The sequence below is a fragment of the Afipia sp. GW822-FHT04G07 genome, from assembly GCF_058800765.1.
On record NZ_JBXAMP010000001.1, the window covers coordinates 2,925,219 to 2,940,745 of the forward strand.

General features: G+C 59.7%; 15 protein-coding genes. 10 read left to right on the top strand and 5 right to left on the bottom strand.

The genetic code is table 11. The features are described 5' to 3' along the window. The first annotated feature begins 10 nt into the window (after positions 1-10). From AC1RKJ_RS14335 to ccoS, 6 genes are all read left to right on the top strand, one after another. Entirely contained in the window at positions 11-175 is a 165-nt protein-coding gene (locus AC1RKJ_RS14335; RefSeq protein WP_024576623.1) for a cbb3-type cytochrome c oxidase subunit 3, read from the top strand. 6 nt (positions 176-181) lie between these two features. After that, positions 182-1,057 carry a cytochrome-c oxidase, cbb3-type subunit III gene (gene ccoP, locus AC1RKJ_RS14340; protein WP_492791609.1) on the top strand — a complete coding sequence of 292 codons (876 nt, stop codon included), beginning with the start codon at positions 182-184 and terminating at the stop codon, positions 1,055-1,057. 104 nt (positions 1,058-1,161) lie between these two features. Then, on the top strand, positions 1,162-2,619 hold the full coding sequence (gene ccoG / locus AC1RKJ_RS14345) for a cytochrome c oxidase accessory protein CcoG (RefSeq protein WP_492791610.1): 1,458 nt from the start codon (positions 1,162-1,164) through the stop codon (positions 2,617-2,619). A 7-nt stretch (positions 2,620-2,626) separates the two neighbouring features. Then, on the top strand, positions 2,627-3,142 hold the full coding sequence (locus AC1RKJ_RS14350) for a FixH family protein (RefSeq protein WP_492791611.1): 516 nt from the start codon (positions 2,627-2,629) through the stop codon (positions 3,140-3,142). 9 nt (positions 3,143-3,151) lie between these two features. Beyond that, positions 3,152-5,347 carry a heavy metal translocating P-type ATPase gene (locus AC1RKJ_RS14355; RefSeq protein WP_492791612.1) on the top strand — a complete coding sequence of 732 codons (2,196 nt, stop codon included), beginning with the start codon at positions 3,152-3,154 and terminating at the stop codon, positions 5,345-5,347. After that, entirely contained in the window at positions 5,347-5,505 is a 159-nt protein-coding gene (gene ccoS / locus AC1RKJ_RS14360; protein ID WP_492792748.1) for a cbb3-type cytochrome oxidase assembly protein CcoS, read from the top strand. The genes AC1RKJ_RS14355 and ccoS overlap by 1 nt, the downstream gene beginning before the upstream one ends. 36 nt (positions 5,506-5,541) lie before the next feature. On the opposite strand, the gene AC1RKJ_RS14365 is transcribed toward ccoS, so the two are convergent. Continuing rightward, entirely contained in the window at positions 5,542-5,748 is a 207-nt protein-coding gene (locus AC1RKJ_RS14365) for a YgaP family membrane protein (protein ID WP_024576617.1), read from the bottom strand. 227 nt (positions 5,749-5,975) lie between these two features. Here AC1RKJ_RS14365 and hemA point away from each other — a divergent pair, with 227 nt between their 5' ends. Both hemA and AC1RKJ_RS14375 read left to right on the top strand, forming a co-directional pair. Then, complete coding sequence (hemA, locus tag AC1RKJ_RS14370) at positions 5,976-7,181, top strand: 5-aminolevulinate synthase (protein WP_492792749.1); 1,206 nt, start codon at positions 5,976-5,978, stop codon at positions 7,179-7,181. Positions 7,182-8,137: 956 nt separating this feature from the next. Then, positions 8,138-8,572 carry an HIT family protein gene (locus AC1RKJ_RS14375; RefSeq protein WP_492791613.1) on the top strand — a complete coding sequence of 145 codons (435 nt, stop codon included), beginning with the start codon at positions 8,138-8,140 and terminating at the stop codon, positions 8,570-8,572. Positions 8,573-8,655: 83 nt separating this feature from the next. On the opposite strand, the gene AC1RKJ_RS14380 is transcribed toward AC1RKJ_RS14375, so the two are convergent. The 4 genes from AC1RKJ_RS14380 to AC1RKJ_RS14395 all read right to left on the bottom strand — a co-directional run bounded on the left by AC1RKJ_RS14380 (position 8,656) and on the right by AC1RKJ_RS14395 (position 13,636). After that, positions 8,656-9,354 (bottom strand): ABC transporter ATP-binding protein, encoded by a 699-nt coding sequence (locus tag AC1RKJ_RS14380; RefSeq protein WP_492791614.1) that lies wholly within the window; start codon positions 9,352-9,354, stop codon positions 8,656-8,658. Beyond that, entirely contained in the window at positions 9,351-11,123 is a 1,773-nt protein-coding gene (locus AC1RKJ_RS14385; protein WP_492792750.1) for a branched-chain amino acid ABC transporter ATP-binding protein/permease, read from the bottom strand. Before AC1RKJ_RS14385 ends, AC1RKJ_RS14380 begins: the two co-directional genes overlap by 4 nt. 143 nt (positions 11,124-11,266) lie before the next feature. Further along, entirely contained in the window at positions 11,267-12,142 is an 876-nt protein-coding gene (locus tag AC1RKJ_RS14390) for a branched-chain amino acid ABC transporter permease (RefSeq protein WP_492791615.1), read from the bottom strand. Positions 12,143-12,283: 141 nt separating this feature from the next. Next, the gene (locus AC1RKJ_RS14395) at positions 12,284-13,636 is read right to left on the bottom strand and encodes a substrate-binding protein (protein ID WP_492791616.1); all 1,353 of its coding nucleotides are present in this window, start codon (positions 13,634-13,636) and stop codon (positions 12,284-12,286) included. A 417-nt stretch (positions 13,637-14,053) separates the two neighbouring features. Here AC1RKJ_RS14395 and AC1RKJ_RS14400 point away from each other — a divergent pair, with 417 nt between their 5' ends. Together AC1RKJ_RS14400 and AC1RKJ_RS14405 are read left to right on the top strand one after the other, a co-directional pair. Further along, positions 14,054-14,611: a hypothetical protein gene (locus AC1RKJ_RS14400; protein WP_492791617.1), complete on the top strand. Its 558-nt coding sequence runs from the start codon at positions 14,054-14,056 to the stop codon at positions 14,609-14,611. A gap of 180 nt (positions 14,612-14,791) precedes the next feature. Next, the gene (locus AC1RKJ_RS14405) at positions 14,792-15,274 is read left to right on the top strand and encodes a MarR family winged helix-turn-helix transcriptional regulator (RefSeq protein ID WP_492791618.1); all 483 of its coding nucleotides are present in this window, start codon (positions 14,792-14,794) and stop codon (positions 15,272-15,274) included. Positions 15,275-15,527: the final 253 nt, after the last annotated feature.

Here is a 15,527-nt window from a genome sequence, read left to right on the forward strand (position 1 = left end):
AAGCCGGGATATGAAAGCGATCCTTACCGTCCAGAACGCCGTCTCGGGTTTCGTCGTGACCTGGTGGACGCCCATATTCGTCGGCATCTTTTTCGCCATCGTCGTCTACGCATTGTGGCCTCGCAACAAGGCGATGTTCGATGCGGCGTCGAGACTTCCGTTGCGAGAGGATTGACGGCTCATGACCGACCACAGGGACGAGATTGATTCCGTAACCGGCACCGCAACAACCGGCCATCAGTGGGACGGGATCAAGGAGTTGAACACCCCGCTGCCGCGGTGGTGGATCATCACATTTTACGCGACCATCGTATGGGCCGTTGCCTATTGGATCGTTTACCCGGCATGGCCGCTTGTTCAGAGTTACACCACGGGTGTCATCCGGTATTCGTCGCGCGCGGATGTCGCCGTCGAGCTTGCGAACCTCGAGAAGCTTCGCGGCGGCAAGATGGTCACGTTCAATGCCACGCCTTTGGCGGATATCGAGAAAGACCCGGCGCTGCTTGCGTTGGCGCGTGCACGGGGCAAGGCGGTCTTTGGTGACAATTGTGCGCCCTGTCACGGCAGCGGCGGCGCCGGCGCAAAGGGCTATCCCAATCTCAACGACGATGAATGGCTATGGGGGGGATCGCTCGATCAGATAAGTAAAACCATCGAGTTCGGCGTGCGGTCCGGCCATTCCAAGTCGCACGAAGGGGCAATGCTCGCTTTTGGCAAGGATGGCATCCTGAAGCAGGACCAGATATTCACGGTCGCAAACTATGTGAGGTCTCTGTCGGGCCTGTCTACGCCAAGGGGCTTTGATAGCGGCACTGGACAGAAAATTTTCGCCGAAAATTGCGCAGCGTGTCACGGCGATAACGCAAAGGGCAACATCGAGCAGGGCGCTCCGGATCTCACCGACAAGATCTGGCTGTATGGCTCGGATGAGCAAACCATTATCGAAACCATCACCAACGGCCGGGCTGGTGTCATGCCGGCATGGACTGGCCGTCTCGATCCGGCAACGATCAAGGCCTTGGCGGTCTATGTCCACTCGCTCGGCGGGGGAAAGTGATTCGTTCTGGCCGCATCGTGGCTGTCCCAGCTCCGGGTTGAGTTGGATCAATAGCGTTGGAGTGGTCACGGCTATCCTGAGTGATAACACGAGATCAACCCTTCATGAACAAGATCACAACACCTGACGATCTGGAAGCCGACGATTATGGGCCGCTGTATGCGGCTCATAAGAAGGTCTATCCGCAAAGCGTCTCGGGAACGTTCCGCAGCATCAAATGGAAGCTGATGGCTGTTTGCCTCGGCATCTATTACTTTCTGCCGTTCATCCGCTGGAGTCGTGGCGTGGGCGCACCGAGCCAGGCGGTGCTGGTGGATTTGCCGAACAGCCGCTTCTATTTCTTTTTCATCGAGCTGTGGCCGCAGGAGGTCTACTACTTCACGGGTCTTCTGATCCTCGCCGCCCTGACGCTTTTTCTGATGAACGCGGTGGGCGGTCGCATCTGGTGCGGCTATCTGTGCCCGCAAACGGTCTGGACCGATCTGTTTTACGCGGTCGAGCGTCTCATCGAGGGAGATCGCCGCGAGCGTATGAAAAAGGACGCCGAGGGCTATACGCTCCAGCGTTGTTCCGAAATCGTGCTGAAGCATTCGATCTGGATCATGATCGCGTGGTGGACCGGCGGAGCCTGGGTCCTGTACTTTAACGATGCTCCCACGCTTGTGAAGGAACTCGCGACCTTTCAGGCGCCGATGCTGGCCTATGTCTGGATCGTCATCCTGACATTCACGACTTATGTGCTGGCCGGTTTTATGCGCGAGCAGGTCTGCGTCTACATGTGCCCGTGGCCGCGAATTCAGGCGGCCCTGACCGACGAATGGGCGCTCAACGTCACCTACAAATACGACCGGGGCGAGGAGCGGACGTCGCTGAAGAAAGCGCTGGAACGGCGGGCTCATGGAGAAACAGTCGGCGATTGCATCGATTGCCGGCAGTGCGTCGCAGTGTGCCCGACCGGAATCGACATTCGGGACGGCGCGCAACTGGGTTGCATCCAGTGCGGTCTTTGCATCGACGCATGCGATACCGTGATGACGAAAATCGGCAGGCCGGCCCGCCTGATCGGCTATGACAACGATATCAACATCCAGCGTCGGCTCGCGGGAAAGTCCGAGATGTTCAAGCTCATTCGGCCGCGGACCATTGTCTATGCCGCCCTGATCGCCGGTGTCGGAAGTGTCATGCTGTACGCGCTTCTGACGCGCTCGCTGCTCGACATCAACGTGCTGCATGATCGCAATCCCATCGCCGTCAAGCTGAGCGATGGTTCGATCCGCAATGCGTACACTGTGCGCCTGCTGAACAAGCGTGGCTTCGATCGGACGATCGCGATCGATGTCGAGGGCGTGAGCGGCGCGGTGGCGCATGTGGTCGGGGTGGATTCGATCACACTGGACAGGCCGGCGATCGTGCTGGGGCGCGATCAGACGACTGAGCTGCGTGTTCTCGTCACAGCCAAACCGGCCAGCGAGCTTCCAAAATCAACGCCGTTGACATTCCGCGTCACCGATATCGGCCTCGGTGAGGCGGCGTCTGCGACGGACAATTTTGTCACGCCATGAATCGCGAATGGATGGCTTTGTGAACAGCTCGACCACAGTCGGAAAGCCTCTCACCGGACGTACTGTGCTTGTCATGCTCGTCGCTTTCTTCGGGGTGGTGATCGGGGTCAACTTGCTGATGATGCGGTTCGCGATCGATACAATGTCCGGAACCGATGTGGACAGCGCGTATCGTGCAAGCCTTGCCTATGAACGCGAAATTCAGACCGCGCACGAGCAGGATACGCGCCGTTGGCGGGTCGAAGCGCATGTCGCGCGCGGACCCGCCAATAGCGCCAGCGTCCGGATCGTGGCGCACGACAGCAAGGGCGCGCCGCTGACCGGGCTGGATTTTTCCGCTCGTCTGGAGCGCCCCGCCGCCAAGCGGGCAGACCGGTCCATAGCCCTGACGGAAGTTGAAACCGGCATCTATAGAGGAAGCGCCGAAGGAGTTCTCACGGGTCAATGGAATCTCGTGCTTGAGGGCGACGCGGGCGGCAAGCGCGTATTCAGGTCGCGAAATCACGTCATACTGAGCGATTGAGGAGACGTCATGGCTCTCAACCGGGACTTCTCGTACTACGTCAAGGATCTTGGCTCAGGTCTTGCCCATCTCGATCTCGCGGTTGAGGGCGTCAGTTGCGCCGGCTGCATGATGGAGATCGAGCGCGGACTGTCGGCCATCCCGGACGTGACCCTCGCGCGGGTCAACCTGACCGACCGGCGTCTGGCGGTGGAGTGGAAGAAGGGCGGCGAACTCGATCCGGCGCTGTTTGTCGATCGTCTCGCTGCGCTCGGATACAAGGCTTATCCGTTCGAACCGGTTCGGGCGGAAGTGGTTGAGGCCGAGCAGTCGCGATTTCTGCTGCGCTGCCTGGGCGTGGCGGCCTTCGCCACCATGAATGTGATGATGCTGTCGATTCCGGTGTGGTCGGGCAACGTCACCGATATGATTCCGGAGCAGCGTGATTTCTTTCACTGGCTGTCGGCCCTGATCGCCTTGCCAGCCGCAGCCTATGCCGGGCAGCCGTTCTTCCGCTCGGCATTCACCGCGCTTGGTTCGCGCGGCGTCAATATGGATGTTCCCATCAGTATCGGCGTGGTACTCGCGCTCGGCATGTCGATCGTCGAGACGATTCATCATGCCGAGCATGCGTATTTCGATGCGGCCATCATGCTTCTCACCTTTCTGCTCGCGGGCCGTTATCTCGATCAGAACATGCGCCGCCGCACGCGAGCCGTCGCTGGAAATCTTGCGGCGCTGAAGGCCGAGACCGCGACCAAATTCGTATCTCCGACTGAAATCAGCGAAGTACCTGTTGCGGCCATCGTTCCCGGCGACATCGTGCTTCTGCGGCCGGGCGAACGATGCGCCATCGACGGCAAGGTCATCGATGGGCGATCGGAGATCGACCAGAGCCTCATCACGGGCGAGACGCGGTATGTCGCGGCGGAGGCCGGCACTGCGGTTTATGCGGGGACGATGAATATTTCAGGCACGCTGCGCGTCCGGGTCGGGGCGGCAGCGGAAGGAACGCTGCTGTCAGAGATTTCCCGGCTGCTTGAAAACGCGCTACAGGCGCGTTCGCGCTATGTACAACTTGCGGACCGGGCGTCACGGCTTTATGCGCCGGTGGTACACGCGACAGCGCTGCTCACAATGCTGGGATGGGTTGCGTTCGGCGCGAGTTGGCACGATGCGATCGTCACCGCGATCGCGGTTCTTATCATTACCTGTCCATGTGCGCTCGGCCTGGCGATCCCGACGGTGCAAACGATTGTGGCCGGCGCGCTGTTTCGCGCGGGTGTTCTGCTTAATTCCGGCGATGCGGTGGAGCGCGCCGCTGACGTCGATACGGTCGTCTTCGACAAAACGGGCACGCTGACCTTGCCTGAGCTCGATGTGGTGAATGTGGTGGCCATTCCCGCCGACGTCCTTCAACTTGCGGGGCGGCTGGCCCTGGCCAGCCATCATCCGGTCGCCGCAGCGGTCGCTCGCGCCTCGAAAACGACGTCTCCGCTGGAAGGAATCGTGGAAGAACCGGGGCAGGGCGTGAGAGGTCTGATCGATGGAGTCGAACTCAGGCTCGGCAGGCCGTCGTTCTGCAATGCAGACCGGATGGCGAACGAGATTCTGGGTACGGACCCGGAGATATCCGCGGTCGCGTTCAGCAGTGGGCAGGAACGATACGTTTTTGCGGTAAGGCAGCAGCTTCGGCCGGATGCGGCGGCCACGATACGCACCCTCGTCAAACGCGGCGTCGCAGTCGAGATTCTCTCCGGCGATCGAGAGCCTGCCGTGAAACATGCCGCGGCGGCCTTGGGGATCATTGTGTGGCGTGCTGGCCTTACGCCAGCAGACAAGATTGCTCACATCGAAGACCTGAAGCGGCGCGGCCGCAACGTCATGATGGTCGGCGATGGCCTGAACGATGCGCCGGCGCTTGCGGCTGCGTCGGTCTCAATGTCGCCGGTGAGCGCGACCCATCTCAGCCAGGCGGCTGCGGACATGATCTTTCTCGGCAAGGATCTGGTTCCGGTGCTCTCGGCCATCGATTTCTCACGCAAGGCGCTGCGGCTGATGCGGGAAAATCTGACGCTGGCGATCGGCTACAATGCTCTGGCTGTCCCGATTGCGATCGCGGGATATGCAACGCCGCTGGTCGCAGCGGCGGCCATGTCGGGATCGTCGATCCTGGTCATGCTGAACTCACTGCGCGCGCGCCGCGTCGCGCCGGAGATGACGTGATGGAAGTTCTCGCTTATCTCGTGCCGCTCGCTCTCGCGCTCGGCCTCATCGGTCTCCTGAGTTTCCTGTGGTCGCTCAGGAGCGGACAGTACGATGATCTCGACGGCGCTGGATGGCGCGCGATTGCCGACGACGAGGCGCCTCTGCCGCCCTCATAAAGGGTTAGCGGGTTTAGCCGTGAGATCGCTCGAGGGCTACCTGCGCTTTTCGCAGCTTGAATAGCCGATCAGGCTGTAAGCCGGGCAGGTCGCAAAAAGTCCCGTAAGCAACGGCACGAATCCGATCAGCCCGGCCCAATCCCAGCCTTTGATCGGAAGGCCGTTGCGAAGCGCGAACGCGATCAGTGCAAGCCCCACCACGATACGGACCATTCGATCCGCCATACCCACGTTGCGCGACATACGATAGCCTCCATGACAATCGGCTGCGGCAAGCAGCCTTGTTGGAGGTTGAGCTGATTGGCTTCGAAAGGCCTTGATGTGCATCAAGCAGGCAGGCTCCGGGTTGCGGCATCCTGTATTTCAGCACAAGAGAGGTCACAACGATGCCGCTCGCAAATTCAGCGTTTGCACTGAAGCCGCAGGTGCAGCCGCCTGTTAGATTTTGCGATGCCGTCAGACAGGTCGGGATCGATTATGAAGCTCTCTTCAACGCGTCGCTCCATCGGCTTCGCGAGGAGCAGCGTTACCGGGTGTTTGCCGACATCGAGCGTGTCGCAGGCGAATATCCTCACGCCATCTGGCATTCAGCAACGGGGCCTCGCAAGATCGTTCTGTGGTGTTCGAATGACTATCTCGGGATGAGCCAGAATGCTTCTGTCGTCGGAGCGATGATTGAGACAGCGAAGCGCATGGGCACCGGAGCCGGAGGCACCCGAAATATCGGCGGGACCAATCATCCGCTTGTCGAACTCGAGGCGGAACTGGCCGACCTGCACGGAAAGGGGGCGGCCCTGGTATTTACATCGGGCTATGTTTCCAATCAGACGGGGATCTCGACCATTGGAAAACTGCTGCCCGGCTGTCTGATCCTGTCGGATGCGTCCAACCACAACTCCATGATCGAGGGGATTCACCAGTCGAGTTGCGAGAAGCAGATATTCCGTCACAACGACCTCGATCATCTCGAACAGCTTCTGAGGGCGGCGGGCAGGCAACGGCCGAAGCTCATCGTGTTCGAAAGTCTCTATTCGATGGACGGAGACATCGCTCCCATCGAGGAGATATGCGATCTGGCCGGGCGCTATGGTGCGATGACGTATTGCGACGAGGTCCATGCCGTCGGGATGTATGGCTCGCGCGGCGGGGGCATCAGCGAACAGATGGGATTATCCGACCGCGTCGATGTGATCGAGGGGACGCTGGCGAAAGCGTTTGGCTGCCTCGGCGGATACATTGCTGGCTCCGCTGCACTCGTCGATGCGGTCCGCTCCCATGCGCCGGGGTTTATCTTCACAACCGCTTTGCCGCCGGCTGTTTCCGCGGCCGCGACGGCGGCCATCCGGCATCTAAAGGTGTCGGGGCGAGAAAGAGCACGGCACCAGAACCGCGTCGCGCGTCTGAAGTCGATGCTGGATGCAAATGGACTTCCGCAGCTGCGTAACGGATCGCATATCGTGCCCGTTCCTGTCGGGGACGCTAGAATATGCAAAGCCGTCAGCGATTACCTGCTCAGTGATTTTAGCATCTACATCCAGCCGATCAACTATCCGACAGTCCCACGCGGAACTGAGCGGCTGCGCATCACGCCCACGCCACTTCATACCGATGAACATATCGACATGCTGGTAGCGGCGCTATCCGACGCGTGGCGCAGATTCGGTCTTTGGAATTAACTGAACCCGAGCCAGTACCAGTGATGGTCCTGGCACCGTAGCGCTGTTACCCGCAACAGCAGAAATAGGTCATGGCGGGCCACTTACGCCAATGCGTTGGCAAGATTTCAAGCCGCTTCATCGTCTCGGCGTTCAGCCATCCGTCGTTCGTCAGGACGCACGGAAAAATCATCGCGTGCACCCCCTCGTCAATGGTTGCAACTGCGAGATACTGCTCTGACGGCGCGGTTGATATGTCTTGCCACATATCTCCAATCTAGGCCGGGATCTGAACTCAATCTTGATGCAGATCAGCCGTCGCCTGCTTGAACCGACGGTTTGATCGGTGGTGTTGGGCTTGAGATAGATCAAACTTGGGCCGGATTGCCTGTTCCACAGTTTTGAGATGGCAAACTTGATTTACCGGTGCCCTCAGACGGGTCTAAACGTGCAGGCATGGATACCTGATGATGAGCAGCCCGAAGCGAAGCAGGTGTACAAGGCTGTCTTGTGCTCTGCCTGCACGCGGCTGCATTTCATTCACAGATCAAAGGGGAAGCTGCTGGGCGAGCCTGACTGAGCGCGGTTCAAGGCCATTGCGTATGGCAGCAAGCAGCGGATGCTTCCGCGCCTCCATCGTTAGCTACCTGACTGACCGGACTAAAGCGAATGGCGCGCCGGAGATTGCCAACATGGATATTAGCGCTCCTGTTTCAGATCGTAGCTTGCCGCGTAAAACAGTGCCCTGGGCGATTGGCTTCTGTTGAGAAGGTGCTCGGCATTTGATACTCGAGATCGGCTGGCAAACTTTCGGGAACTTCTCCACTCTTGAGGCCCATCCGGTACAGTGCTCTACTATGGCTTACGTGGAGAGGGTTTGTACTAAGTCCCACTCCCTCCGCCAGCGAATCTTTGCCTGTGCGTGGGCATTCAAAACGCTGAAATCCGGCGGTCTCCCGCCGGCGGCAGGGAGCAAGATGGCGACCTACGACAATCAGAACATCTTCGCGAAAGTCCTTCGTGGCGAGATTCCCTCGTACAAGGTTTACGAGAACGAACATACGTTCGCGTTTCTCGACATCATGCCGCGCTCGCCAGGGCATACGCTGGTGATCCCGAAGGGGCCTGTGCGGGGTATCCTCGACATTTCGGCCGACGCTTTTGCGGAAGTGGCGCGCACCGCCAGAACCATCGCGGTCGCGGCGGTCAGGGCGTTCGATGCGGGCGGCGTGATCATTCAGCAGTTCAGCGAGCCGGCCAGCGGCCAGGTCGTGCTGCACATGCATATGCACGTGATGCCCATGACCGAGGGGATCGATCTGTTGCCGGCTCAAACGCGCCGGGAAGATCCGAGGGTCCTCGAACAGAACGCGGCAAAGCTGATAGCCGCTCTCAAAGAGCAATCGGCTTAGTCAGCGAACCGCATCGCCGCGGCGGGCGACCACCCTCCACGCGACAGCGATTGCTGTTGTCGTGTCCGGGCCGCCCAGCCTCACTAAACGCCGAGATAGCGCTGCAGCACGTCCGGTTGCTTCTTTATTTCCAGCGCCGGTCCTTCGTGGACGATATGGCCGTTATTGATGATGTAGACGCGCTGCGCGAGTGCCAGCGTCGCGGCGAGATTTTGCTCGACCAGCACGATTGTCTGTCCTGCTGCCGCAAGCGCGCGGCATGCGTTTACCAGATCGCGAACGATCACGGGCGCGAGCCCTTCAAACGGTTCATCGAGCAGAATGATTTCCGGGTCGCGGATCAGCGCGCGTGCGATGGCAAGCATCTGTTGCTCGCCTCCTGACAGATCGGTGCCGCGATTGCCGCGCCGTTCCTTCAGCCGGGGGAACATCTCGTAAATCCGGTCGAGCGGCCAGCGCTTCGGTGCGGTGATCCCGGCCAGAACGAGGTTTTCCTCGACGTTGAGGCTGCCGAAAATCCGGCGGTCTTCATGCACGAGCTGGATACCGGCCTGCGCGATGGTGTGGCTCTGCTGCCCGGCCAGATCCTTGCCGTTGAACATGACCTTGCCGTGGCGCGGCGCCACCACACCCATCAGGCTCTTCAGCGTTGTGCTTTTGCCCGCGCCATTGCGGCCGAGCAGCGCTACCACCTCGTTGCGCTCCACGCGCATCGAGACGTCGAAGAGAATGTGGGAATCCCCATAATATGAATTGAGTCCACTGACCTCGAGCAAACTCATTCGAGCACTCCCCCGAGATAGGCTTCCTGCACGATTGGATTGTTCTTGATTTCATCCGGCGTACCTTCAACCAGCACACGGCCTTCCTGCAACACGGTGATACGCTCCGCCAGTTCGAACAAGGCGTCCATGTCGTGATCGATGATGATCATGGTGCGCCCCTGGGCGATGGATCTAAGCAATTTGACGGTTTCCACCCGCTCACGCGGACTCATGCCGGCCAGTGGCTCGTCGAGCAACAGAAGGCTCGGCGAATTCGCGAGCGCCAAACCGATCTCCAGCCGCCGCTTTTCGCCGTAGGCCAGCGAGGACACTGCCACGTCGGCGCGCTCGACCAGATTGACCATGGCGAGCGTGTGCTCGACCTGCTCAATCAGCCCGGGGATATTGTAAGTCCGTCGCAGCAGGTCGAAGCGGAATTTGCCGCGTAGCTCCGCAAGTACGGCGATGATGAGATTCTCACGCACCGTCAGCCGGGAGAAGAGCTGGTTGACCTGATAACTCTTGGTCAATCCGAGCTGGCAGACATCGGTGACGGTCTTGCCGGTGATGTCGGCGCCTTCGAACACGATTTTGCCGGATGTCGGGACCACTTCGCAGGTCAGCATCTTGAAGAATGTCGACTTGCCGGCACCGTTGGGTCCGATCACGCCGCGCAATTCGCCATGCTGTACGGTGAAATCGATATCGCTGTTGGCCACGAGACCGCCGTAACGCTTGGTCAGGCCGGTGGCTTGCAGGATGGGACCCTTGTAGCCGTCGAGCGCGCGGCGGCGCGGCGGCATCGGCGCTGCCGCCGGCTCTCTTGCAACTGCGGCTTCTGCGGCTTTCTGTTCTTCTTCGGCGGTGAGGCCGGGCGTCGGTGCAGCTTCGACGGGTTCAGAGGCAGGTGTCTTGCGAGCGAAAGTCAGCTCATAAAGATCCCTGAGACCGCCGATAATGCCACGACGGAGGAAGCAGACCAGCAGGACGAAGACAACGCCGAGCGCGAGCTTCCATGCCGCGCCTAGACCGGCGGTGTCCTGCAGAAAGTCGCGCAGATAGAGCCAGACCGCTGCGCCGACCAGCGGCCCGTAAAGCGTGCCGAGACCGCCGATAACCGTCTGCATGACGAGTTGGCCGGAGGTGTCGAATGTGAAGGCGTCCGGCGGCATGTAGCCTTGCAACACGCCGAGCAGGCCGCCGGCGAGACCGCCGTAAGCGGCGGCCACGACGAACACGAGCAGTTTGTAACCGTGGACGTTATGGCCGACGGCGGCGGCACGCAGCGGATTATCGCGGATCGCCACCAGAATGCGGCCGACAGGCGAGTGAACGATGCGGCGCGCGATGATGATGCCGATCAGATAGCAGACGGCCAGGAAGCCATACATCGTCCAGCCGCTGCTGACCGAAACGGTGGTGAAACCGAAATTGAAAACAGGCGACGGCACACCGGGCAGGCCGTTCTCGCCACCGGTGAAATCGGACAGTGGCGAGTTCTCCATGAAGAAAAACACCTCCGCGATCGCCACCGTGATCATCGCGAAATAGATACCGGTGCGGCGCAGCGCCACCAGACCGACCAGATAGCCGGTGACCGCGGCGGCAACGGTGCCGATGAACAGGCCGAGCATGACACTGGAAAGGCCGGTGCGCGTGAGCAGATACGCCGCGACAAAGCCGCCGGTACCGAAAAAGGCGGATTGCCCGAACGACAGCAGGCCGGTGTAGCCGAACAACAGATCGAAACCGATGCCGAACAGACCCATCACCAGAATCCGGCTCATGGTGTTCGGAACGAAGCCCAGCGACGGCAGCACGAAGGGCGCGACGATGAGTGCGGCGGCAAGAATGATATCCGGCAGCCAGACGCGGCGCGCCCAAGGAGACCGCCCGGAAGCAGGCGGAGAAAAAGGAGTCATCGTCATGTTCAGTTCCGCCCTTGACTGCCGAGCAGACCATGCGGACGCAGCACGAGAACGAGCGTCATCACGGCGAACAGCATGGCGTAGGAATAACCGGGGTTGATCATCGATGTGATGCTGAGGATTTCGCCGGCGATCAGTCCGCCTAGCACCGCACCGGGGAACGATCCGACGCCGCCGATCACAACAACGACGAAGGCCTGCACCAGAATGGCGTCGCCGATATCCGGTGTGATAGGCGCCACCGGCAGGTTGACGATGCCGGCGAAGCCGGCCGCCATCGCGCCAATGCCGAACACGACCATGAAGATGCGGTACACGTTGATGCCGAGCGAATCGACCATTACCGAATCTTCAATGCCGGCGCGCACGATCATGCCGAGCCGGGTGCGGTACAGGACGAGGTACAACCCAAGCAGCGCCATCGCCACGATGCCGACGACCGCGAGGCGATAAGTCGGGTAAAACATGAAGCCGAGCGATGTGATGCCTGAGGCCCACGGCGGGGAGGGCATCGACTTCGACAGGCTGCCGAAGAAGAATCGGATCAGTTCGACGAAGCAGATGCCGAGGCCGAACGTGACCAGAATTTGATCTTCGTCGGGGCGGCTGTAAAAATGACGAATGATGACGCGTTCGATGACCACGCCTGCCAGCAGCACGAACAACGAGCCGCCGATCACCGCCGCGGCATAGGATTCGGTGTAGCTGTAGACGACGTACCCGGCGTAACCGCCGACCATGAACATCGCGCCATGCGCAAGGTTAAGCACGCCCAGCGTGCCGTAGATAATGGTCAGGCCCGAACTGATCAGCGCGAGCAACGCGCCCAGCACCAAGCCATTGAACATCTGCGAAACAAGATTAGCCCAGTTGATCAACGGAACGCCTCACTTAGCAATAGAGCATCGTCCGGCAAAAAATTCTGGCTGCTGCCGGAAAATGCTCGAGTATGACAAAAGGGTGCGTATTCCGGCTGCACTCGCGAGTGAGTTCGACGGAATACGCGCGTTATACGGACGTCAGGTGTAGCCGCCGAGCTTGCAGCCGTAGTGATCCGGCGTCTGCAACAGTCCCTCGCCGCCGACAACCTCGACCACCTCGTAGAAGTCGTCCGGGTTATTCATGTCGCCCGGCTTTTTGCCGCGCGTGATGACCACGGGACGGATCAACTGATGATCCGCGCCGCGGAATTGCACTTCGCCCACCATCGACTGCACCTTGGCGCCAGCTTCGTAGGCTTTGATGACGTCCGGCGGGTAGAACGATTTTGCCCGCTCAACCGCATCGGCCCACATCGCAAGCTGCATGTACGCTGTGCACGCGCCCCATTCCGGGTTGCTCTTGTGCTTGGCGCGAAATGCCTCATTGAACATCTTGGCGAGCGGATACTTGTCTTCCATCGTCCACCAGTAATCGGTGGCAGCGAACACGCCCTGCATGTTCGCGGCGCCGACCTCCTTGGCGAGAAACGGCGTGTTGTAGGGAACCACCAGCGTCATCTTGCCGAGAATGCCGAACTGCTTGGCCTGCGAGATCGACAGCACGGCGTCACGGCCGAAGTTGATGTTGATCAGCACGTCCGCGCCGCTATTGGCAACATTGAGAAGATAAGAGCTGTAGTCCGTGGTGCCGAGCGGTGAAATCTGGTTTGTGACAACCGTCCAGCCACCCTCCTTGAGATAGTCTTCCATCGACTGCCGCGTGGTGTGGCCGTAGGTGTAATCCGGAGTGAGAAAGGCGATCTTCTTGTTCTTGCCGAGATTCTTGATCAGGAACGGCGCAATCGCCTTGGCTGCGGTCTGCGCGTGGAAACATTCGCGGAAGCTGTAACGCACGCAGTCCTTGCCGGTCGTGTCGTTGGAGCCGGAAATGCCGGGCAGGTAGATGACCTTCTCGCGGTCTCCGGTCTTGTTCATGGCGACCGCTTCAGCGCTCGACACAGAGCCGGTGACGACGACGGCCTTATCCTGACTGATGAATTTCGAAAAATTCTGTACGGCGGTATTCGGCTTGGCTTCCGAGTCCGCGATGCCATGCTTGATCTGCTTGCCGAGCACGCCCTTTTTGATGTTGGGGGAAATCTTGCTCATCAGGGGATTGCCCGCGTTGAGATGCTCGATCGCAAGCTCATAGCCCTTGATGAGATCTTCGCCCGGCGCGGCATATGTTCCTGTGCGAGGCACCGAAATACCGACAAATACCGAGGATCCGGACGATCCGGCCGGATAGGTTCCGAGCGCTGGATGATCTTCTGCGAGCGCCGGGACGATCATACCGGCGGGCAGCATGGCTCCGGCTGCGAGGCCCGCCGCGGTCTGGAGCATCGCGCGCCGCGACAGCGGAATGTCGAAATTCTGAATTACCTTCTTCATCAGTCATCCTCCAAAATGCATTTTATTGTTGTGATACGCGCTTCAAGTTGGCCGCAAAGGCGCCCGGTCTGGACGACAGCATTTCGCGGAACGTCATGACGACCCGCGATCGTTCATGCTCCCTTTTTGATTTTCCAGCGTCATCGCCTTCACGACGGCAGATCACTTGTCAGTCCGCGTGAGATTTCATATCGCATTACGATAGACTTGACTGTCAATGTCACTTTCGTCGCATGACTTACCGTACTAGGATGCGAGGATGCATCGGTTTACGATATATTCGAAAATCATGTTGCGCTGCGGTCGGGGTCGTTCGCATGCTCAGGATGGCCGTCCCGTTATCGGCGCACGATCGGGGATGCGGCGACCCTTGGTGGCGCACCGCATGTGGCGTCGCGAGTGGCAGGTGCGATGAGCATGAAAAGCAAAGCTGCCCCTTCGCTGGTTCGCCGCAGCGAATCGTCGCGACGCAAAGGCAACGCGCTGCTTGCAGCGGACCCGCGCTTCGGGACGGTGCGTAAAGCCGGGCCGCAACTGGTAAGCAGCAGCCTCATTGCGGCAACCGCTGCAGACATATCCAGCGAACTCAGTGGCCGTGCGATCAACGTTCTGAAATTACTGGCGCCGGAGCTCACGGGAGAGATTCCGCCGCGCGGACACTGGATTCCCGGGGATGTGTTTCTGCGCAAGATCACGATGAAGAATCTTGCAACTGCCCGGAATTGCGGCCCGCAGACCTCCGAGGAGATCGTCAAGTGGGCCGCATCGCGCGGCGTGACCATTCCGCCGATTCGCCATGCCGGCAAATCGCTCACGGCGATGTGGCGTGAACTCGAGACAAGATTCGCCGAAGGCAAACTGACCAAGGTTGAGATCACCGAAGCGCTTGAAAGATCCGTGCGGCGAAGAAGCACGAAGGTCCCTTTGGCGCTGCAGGTCATTCTTTTGAGCCTGCTCAGTTCATCCTGCGAGTAATCGGAGCGTCATCGCCAAGCCGTTGCATTGATCGGGACCTGTTCGAGGCTCGGCGACATGGCGAAACGCATTGGGACAACCGCCTGATCGTGTGCGATTCCGCGGGTGGGTAACGTATATTCGGGCCGCCAATAGCGCTATCATCGAACAGATGAAAGCGCTTGTGCGCAGGACAAGAGAATGACCCTTTCGACGCGAAAGCCACGTTCCGCCGTAAGTCGTGCCGGCGCAAGACCAGAAATCCACAACAAGACGCCAGCGGTGGACTACGAGGCGCTCGCCCGGTTTCGCTTCGAGCTTCGGAAATTTCAGGCGTTCAGCGAAGCGGCAGCTCACAAAGAGGGCCTTACACCGCAACAGCATCAAGCGCTTCTCACCATCAAGGGCTTCTCAAGCCACGGCTCCGTCTCGATCGGTGAACTGGCGGGGTTTTTGCTGATCCGACACCACACCGCTGTCGAGCTGGTGGACAGGATGACAAAACTCGGCCTTCTCAGCAGAATGGTCGACAGCGATGATGGCCGGCGTGCCCTGGTCAAGTTAACCAGGGAAGGTGAACGACGGCTGCGGAAGCTTTCAAAAATTCATTTCCAGGAAATCAGCGCGATAAGCCCGACGTTGACCAAGATTATGAAGCCCTTTCGGCGATCTCTGCAGAAATAATAGAAGCCAAGAAATCCGAGTTTTCAACGTGACGGGCAAGGCGGAGTAGCTCGCCTCTCATTTCCTCTGGCGGCAAGGTTGGCTGCCGGCAGCCTTGCGGGCGCATCATGCTTAACAGGACCTTTCGATTTCGACCGATAACGTGTCTATTTTGTCACTCTTGAAGAGAAAGCCACGGCTGGCCCATTCGGCCGGAACCATCAGGCCTCCTGTCCATTTTTCGTTAACTGGGGGGCCGATAGGGTCCGTCCAA

Excerpts from the sequence above, each read along its gene's own strand:
- AC1RKJ_RS14335 (WP_024576623.1), top strand. The coding sequence starts at position 11 with ATGAAAGCGATCCTTACCGTCCAGAACGCCGTCTCGGGTTTCGTCGTG.
- ccoP (WP_492791609.1), top strand. The coding sequence starts at position 182 with ATGACCGACCACAGGGACGAGATTGATTCCGTAACCGGCACCGCAACA.
- ccoG (WP_492791610.1), top strand. The coding sequence starts at position 1,162 with ATGAACAAGATCACAACACCTGACGATCTGGAAGCCGACGATTATGGG.
- AC1RKJ_RS14350 (WP_492791611.1), top strand. The coding sequence starts at position 2,627 with ATGGATGGCTTTGTGAACAGCTCGACCACAGTCGGAAAGCCTCTCACC.
- AC1RKJ_RS14355 (WP_492791612.1), top strand. The coding sequence starts at position 3,152 with ATGGCTCTCAACCGGGACTTCTCGTACTACGTCAAGGATCTTGGCTCA.
- ccoS (WP_492792748.1), top strand. The coding sequence starts at position 5,347 with ATGGAAGTTCTCGCTTATCTCGTGCCGCTCGCTCTCGCGCTCGGCCTC.
- AC1RKJ_RS14365 (WP_024576617.1), bottom strand. The coding sequence starts at position 5,748 with ATGTCGCGCAACGTGGGTATGGCGGATCGAATGGTCCGTATCGTGGTG.
- AC1RKJ_RS14375 (WP_492791613.1), top strand. The coding sequence starts at position 8,138 with ATGGCGACCTACGACAATCAGAACATCTTCGCGAAAGTCCTTCGTGGC.
- AC1RKJ_RS14380 (WP_492791614.1), bottom strand. The coding sequence starts at position 9,354 with ATGAGTTTGCTCGAGGTCAGTGGACTCAATTCATATTATGGGGATTCC.
- AC1RKJ_RS14385 (WP_492792750.1), bottom strand. The coding sequence starts at position 11,123 with ATGAGCCGGATTCTGGTGATGGGTCTGTTCGGCATCGGTTTCGATCTG.
- AC1RKJ_RS14395 (WP_492791616.1), bottom strand. The coding sequence starts at position 13,636 with ATGAAGAAGGTAATTCAGAATTTCGACATTCCGCTGTCGCGGCGCGCG.
- AC1RKJ_RS14400 (WP_492791617.1), top strand. The coding sequence starts at position 14,054 with ATGAAAAGCAAAGCTGCCCCTTCGCTGGTTCGCCGCAGCGAATCGTCG.
- AC1RKJ_RS14405 (WP_492791618.1), top strand. The coding sequence starts at position 14,792 with ATGACCCTTTCGACGCGAAAGCCACGTTCCGCCGTAAGTCGTGCCGGC.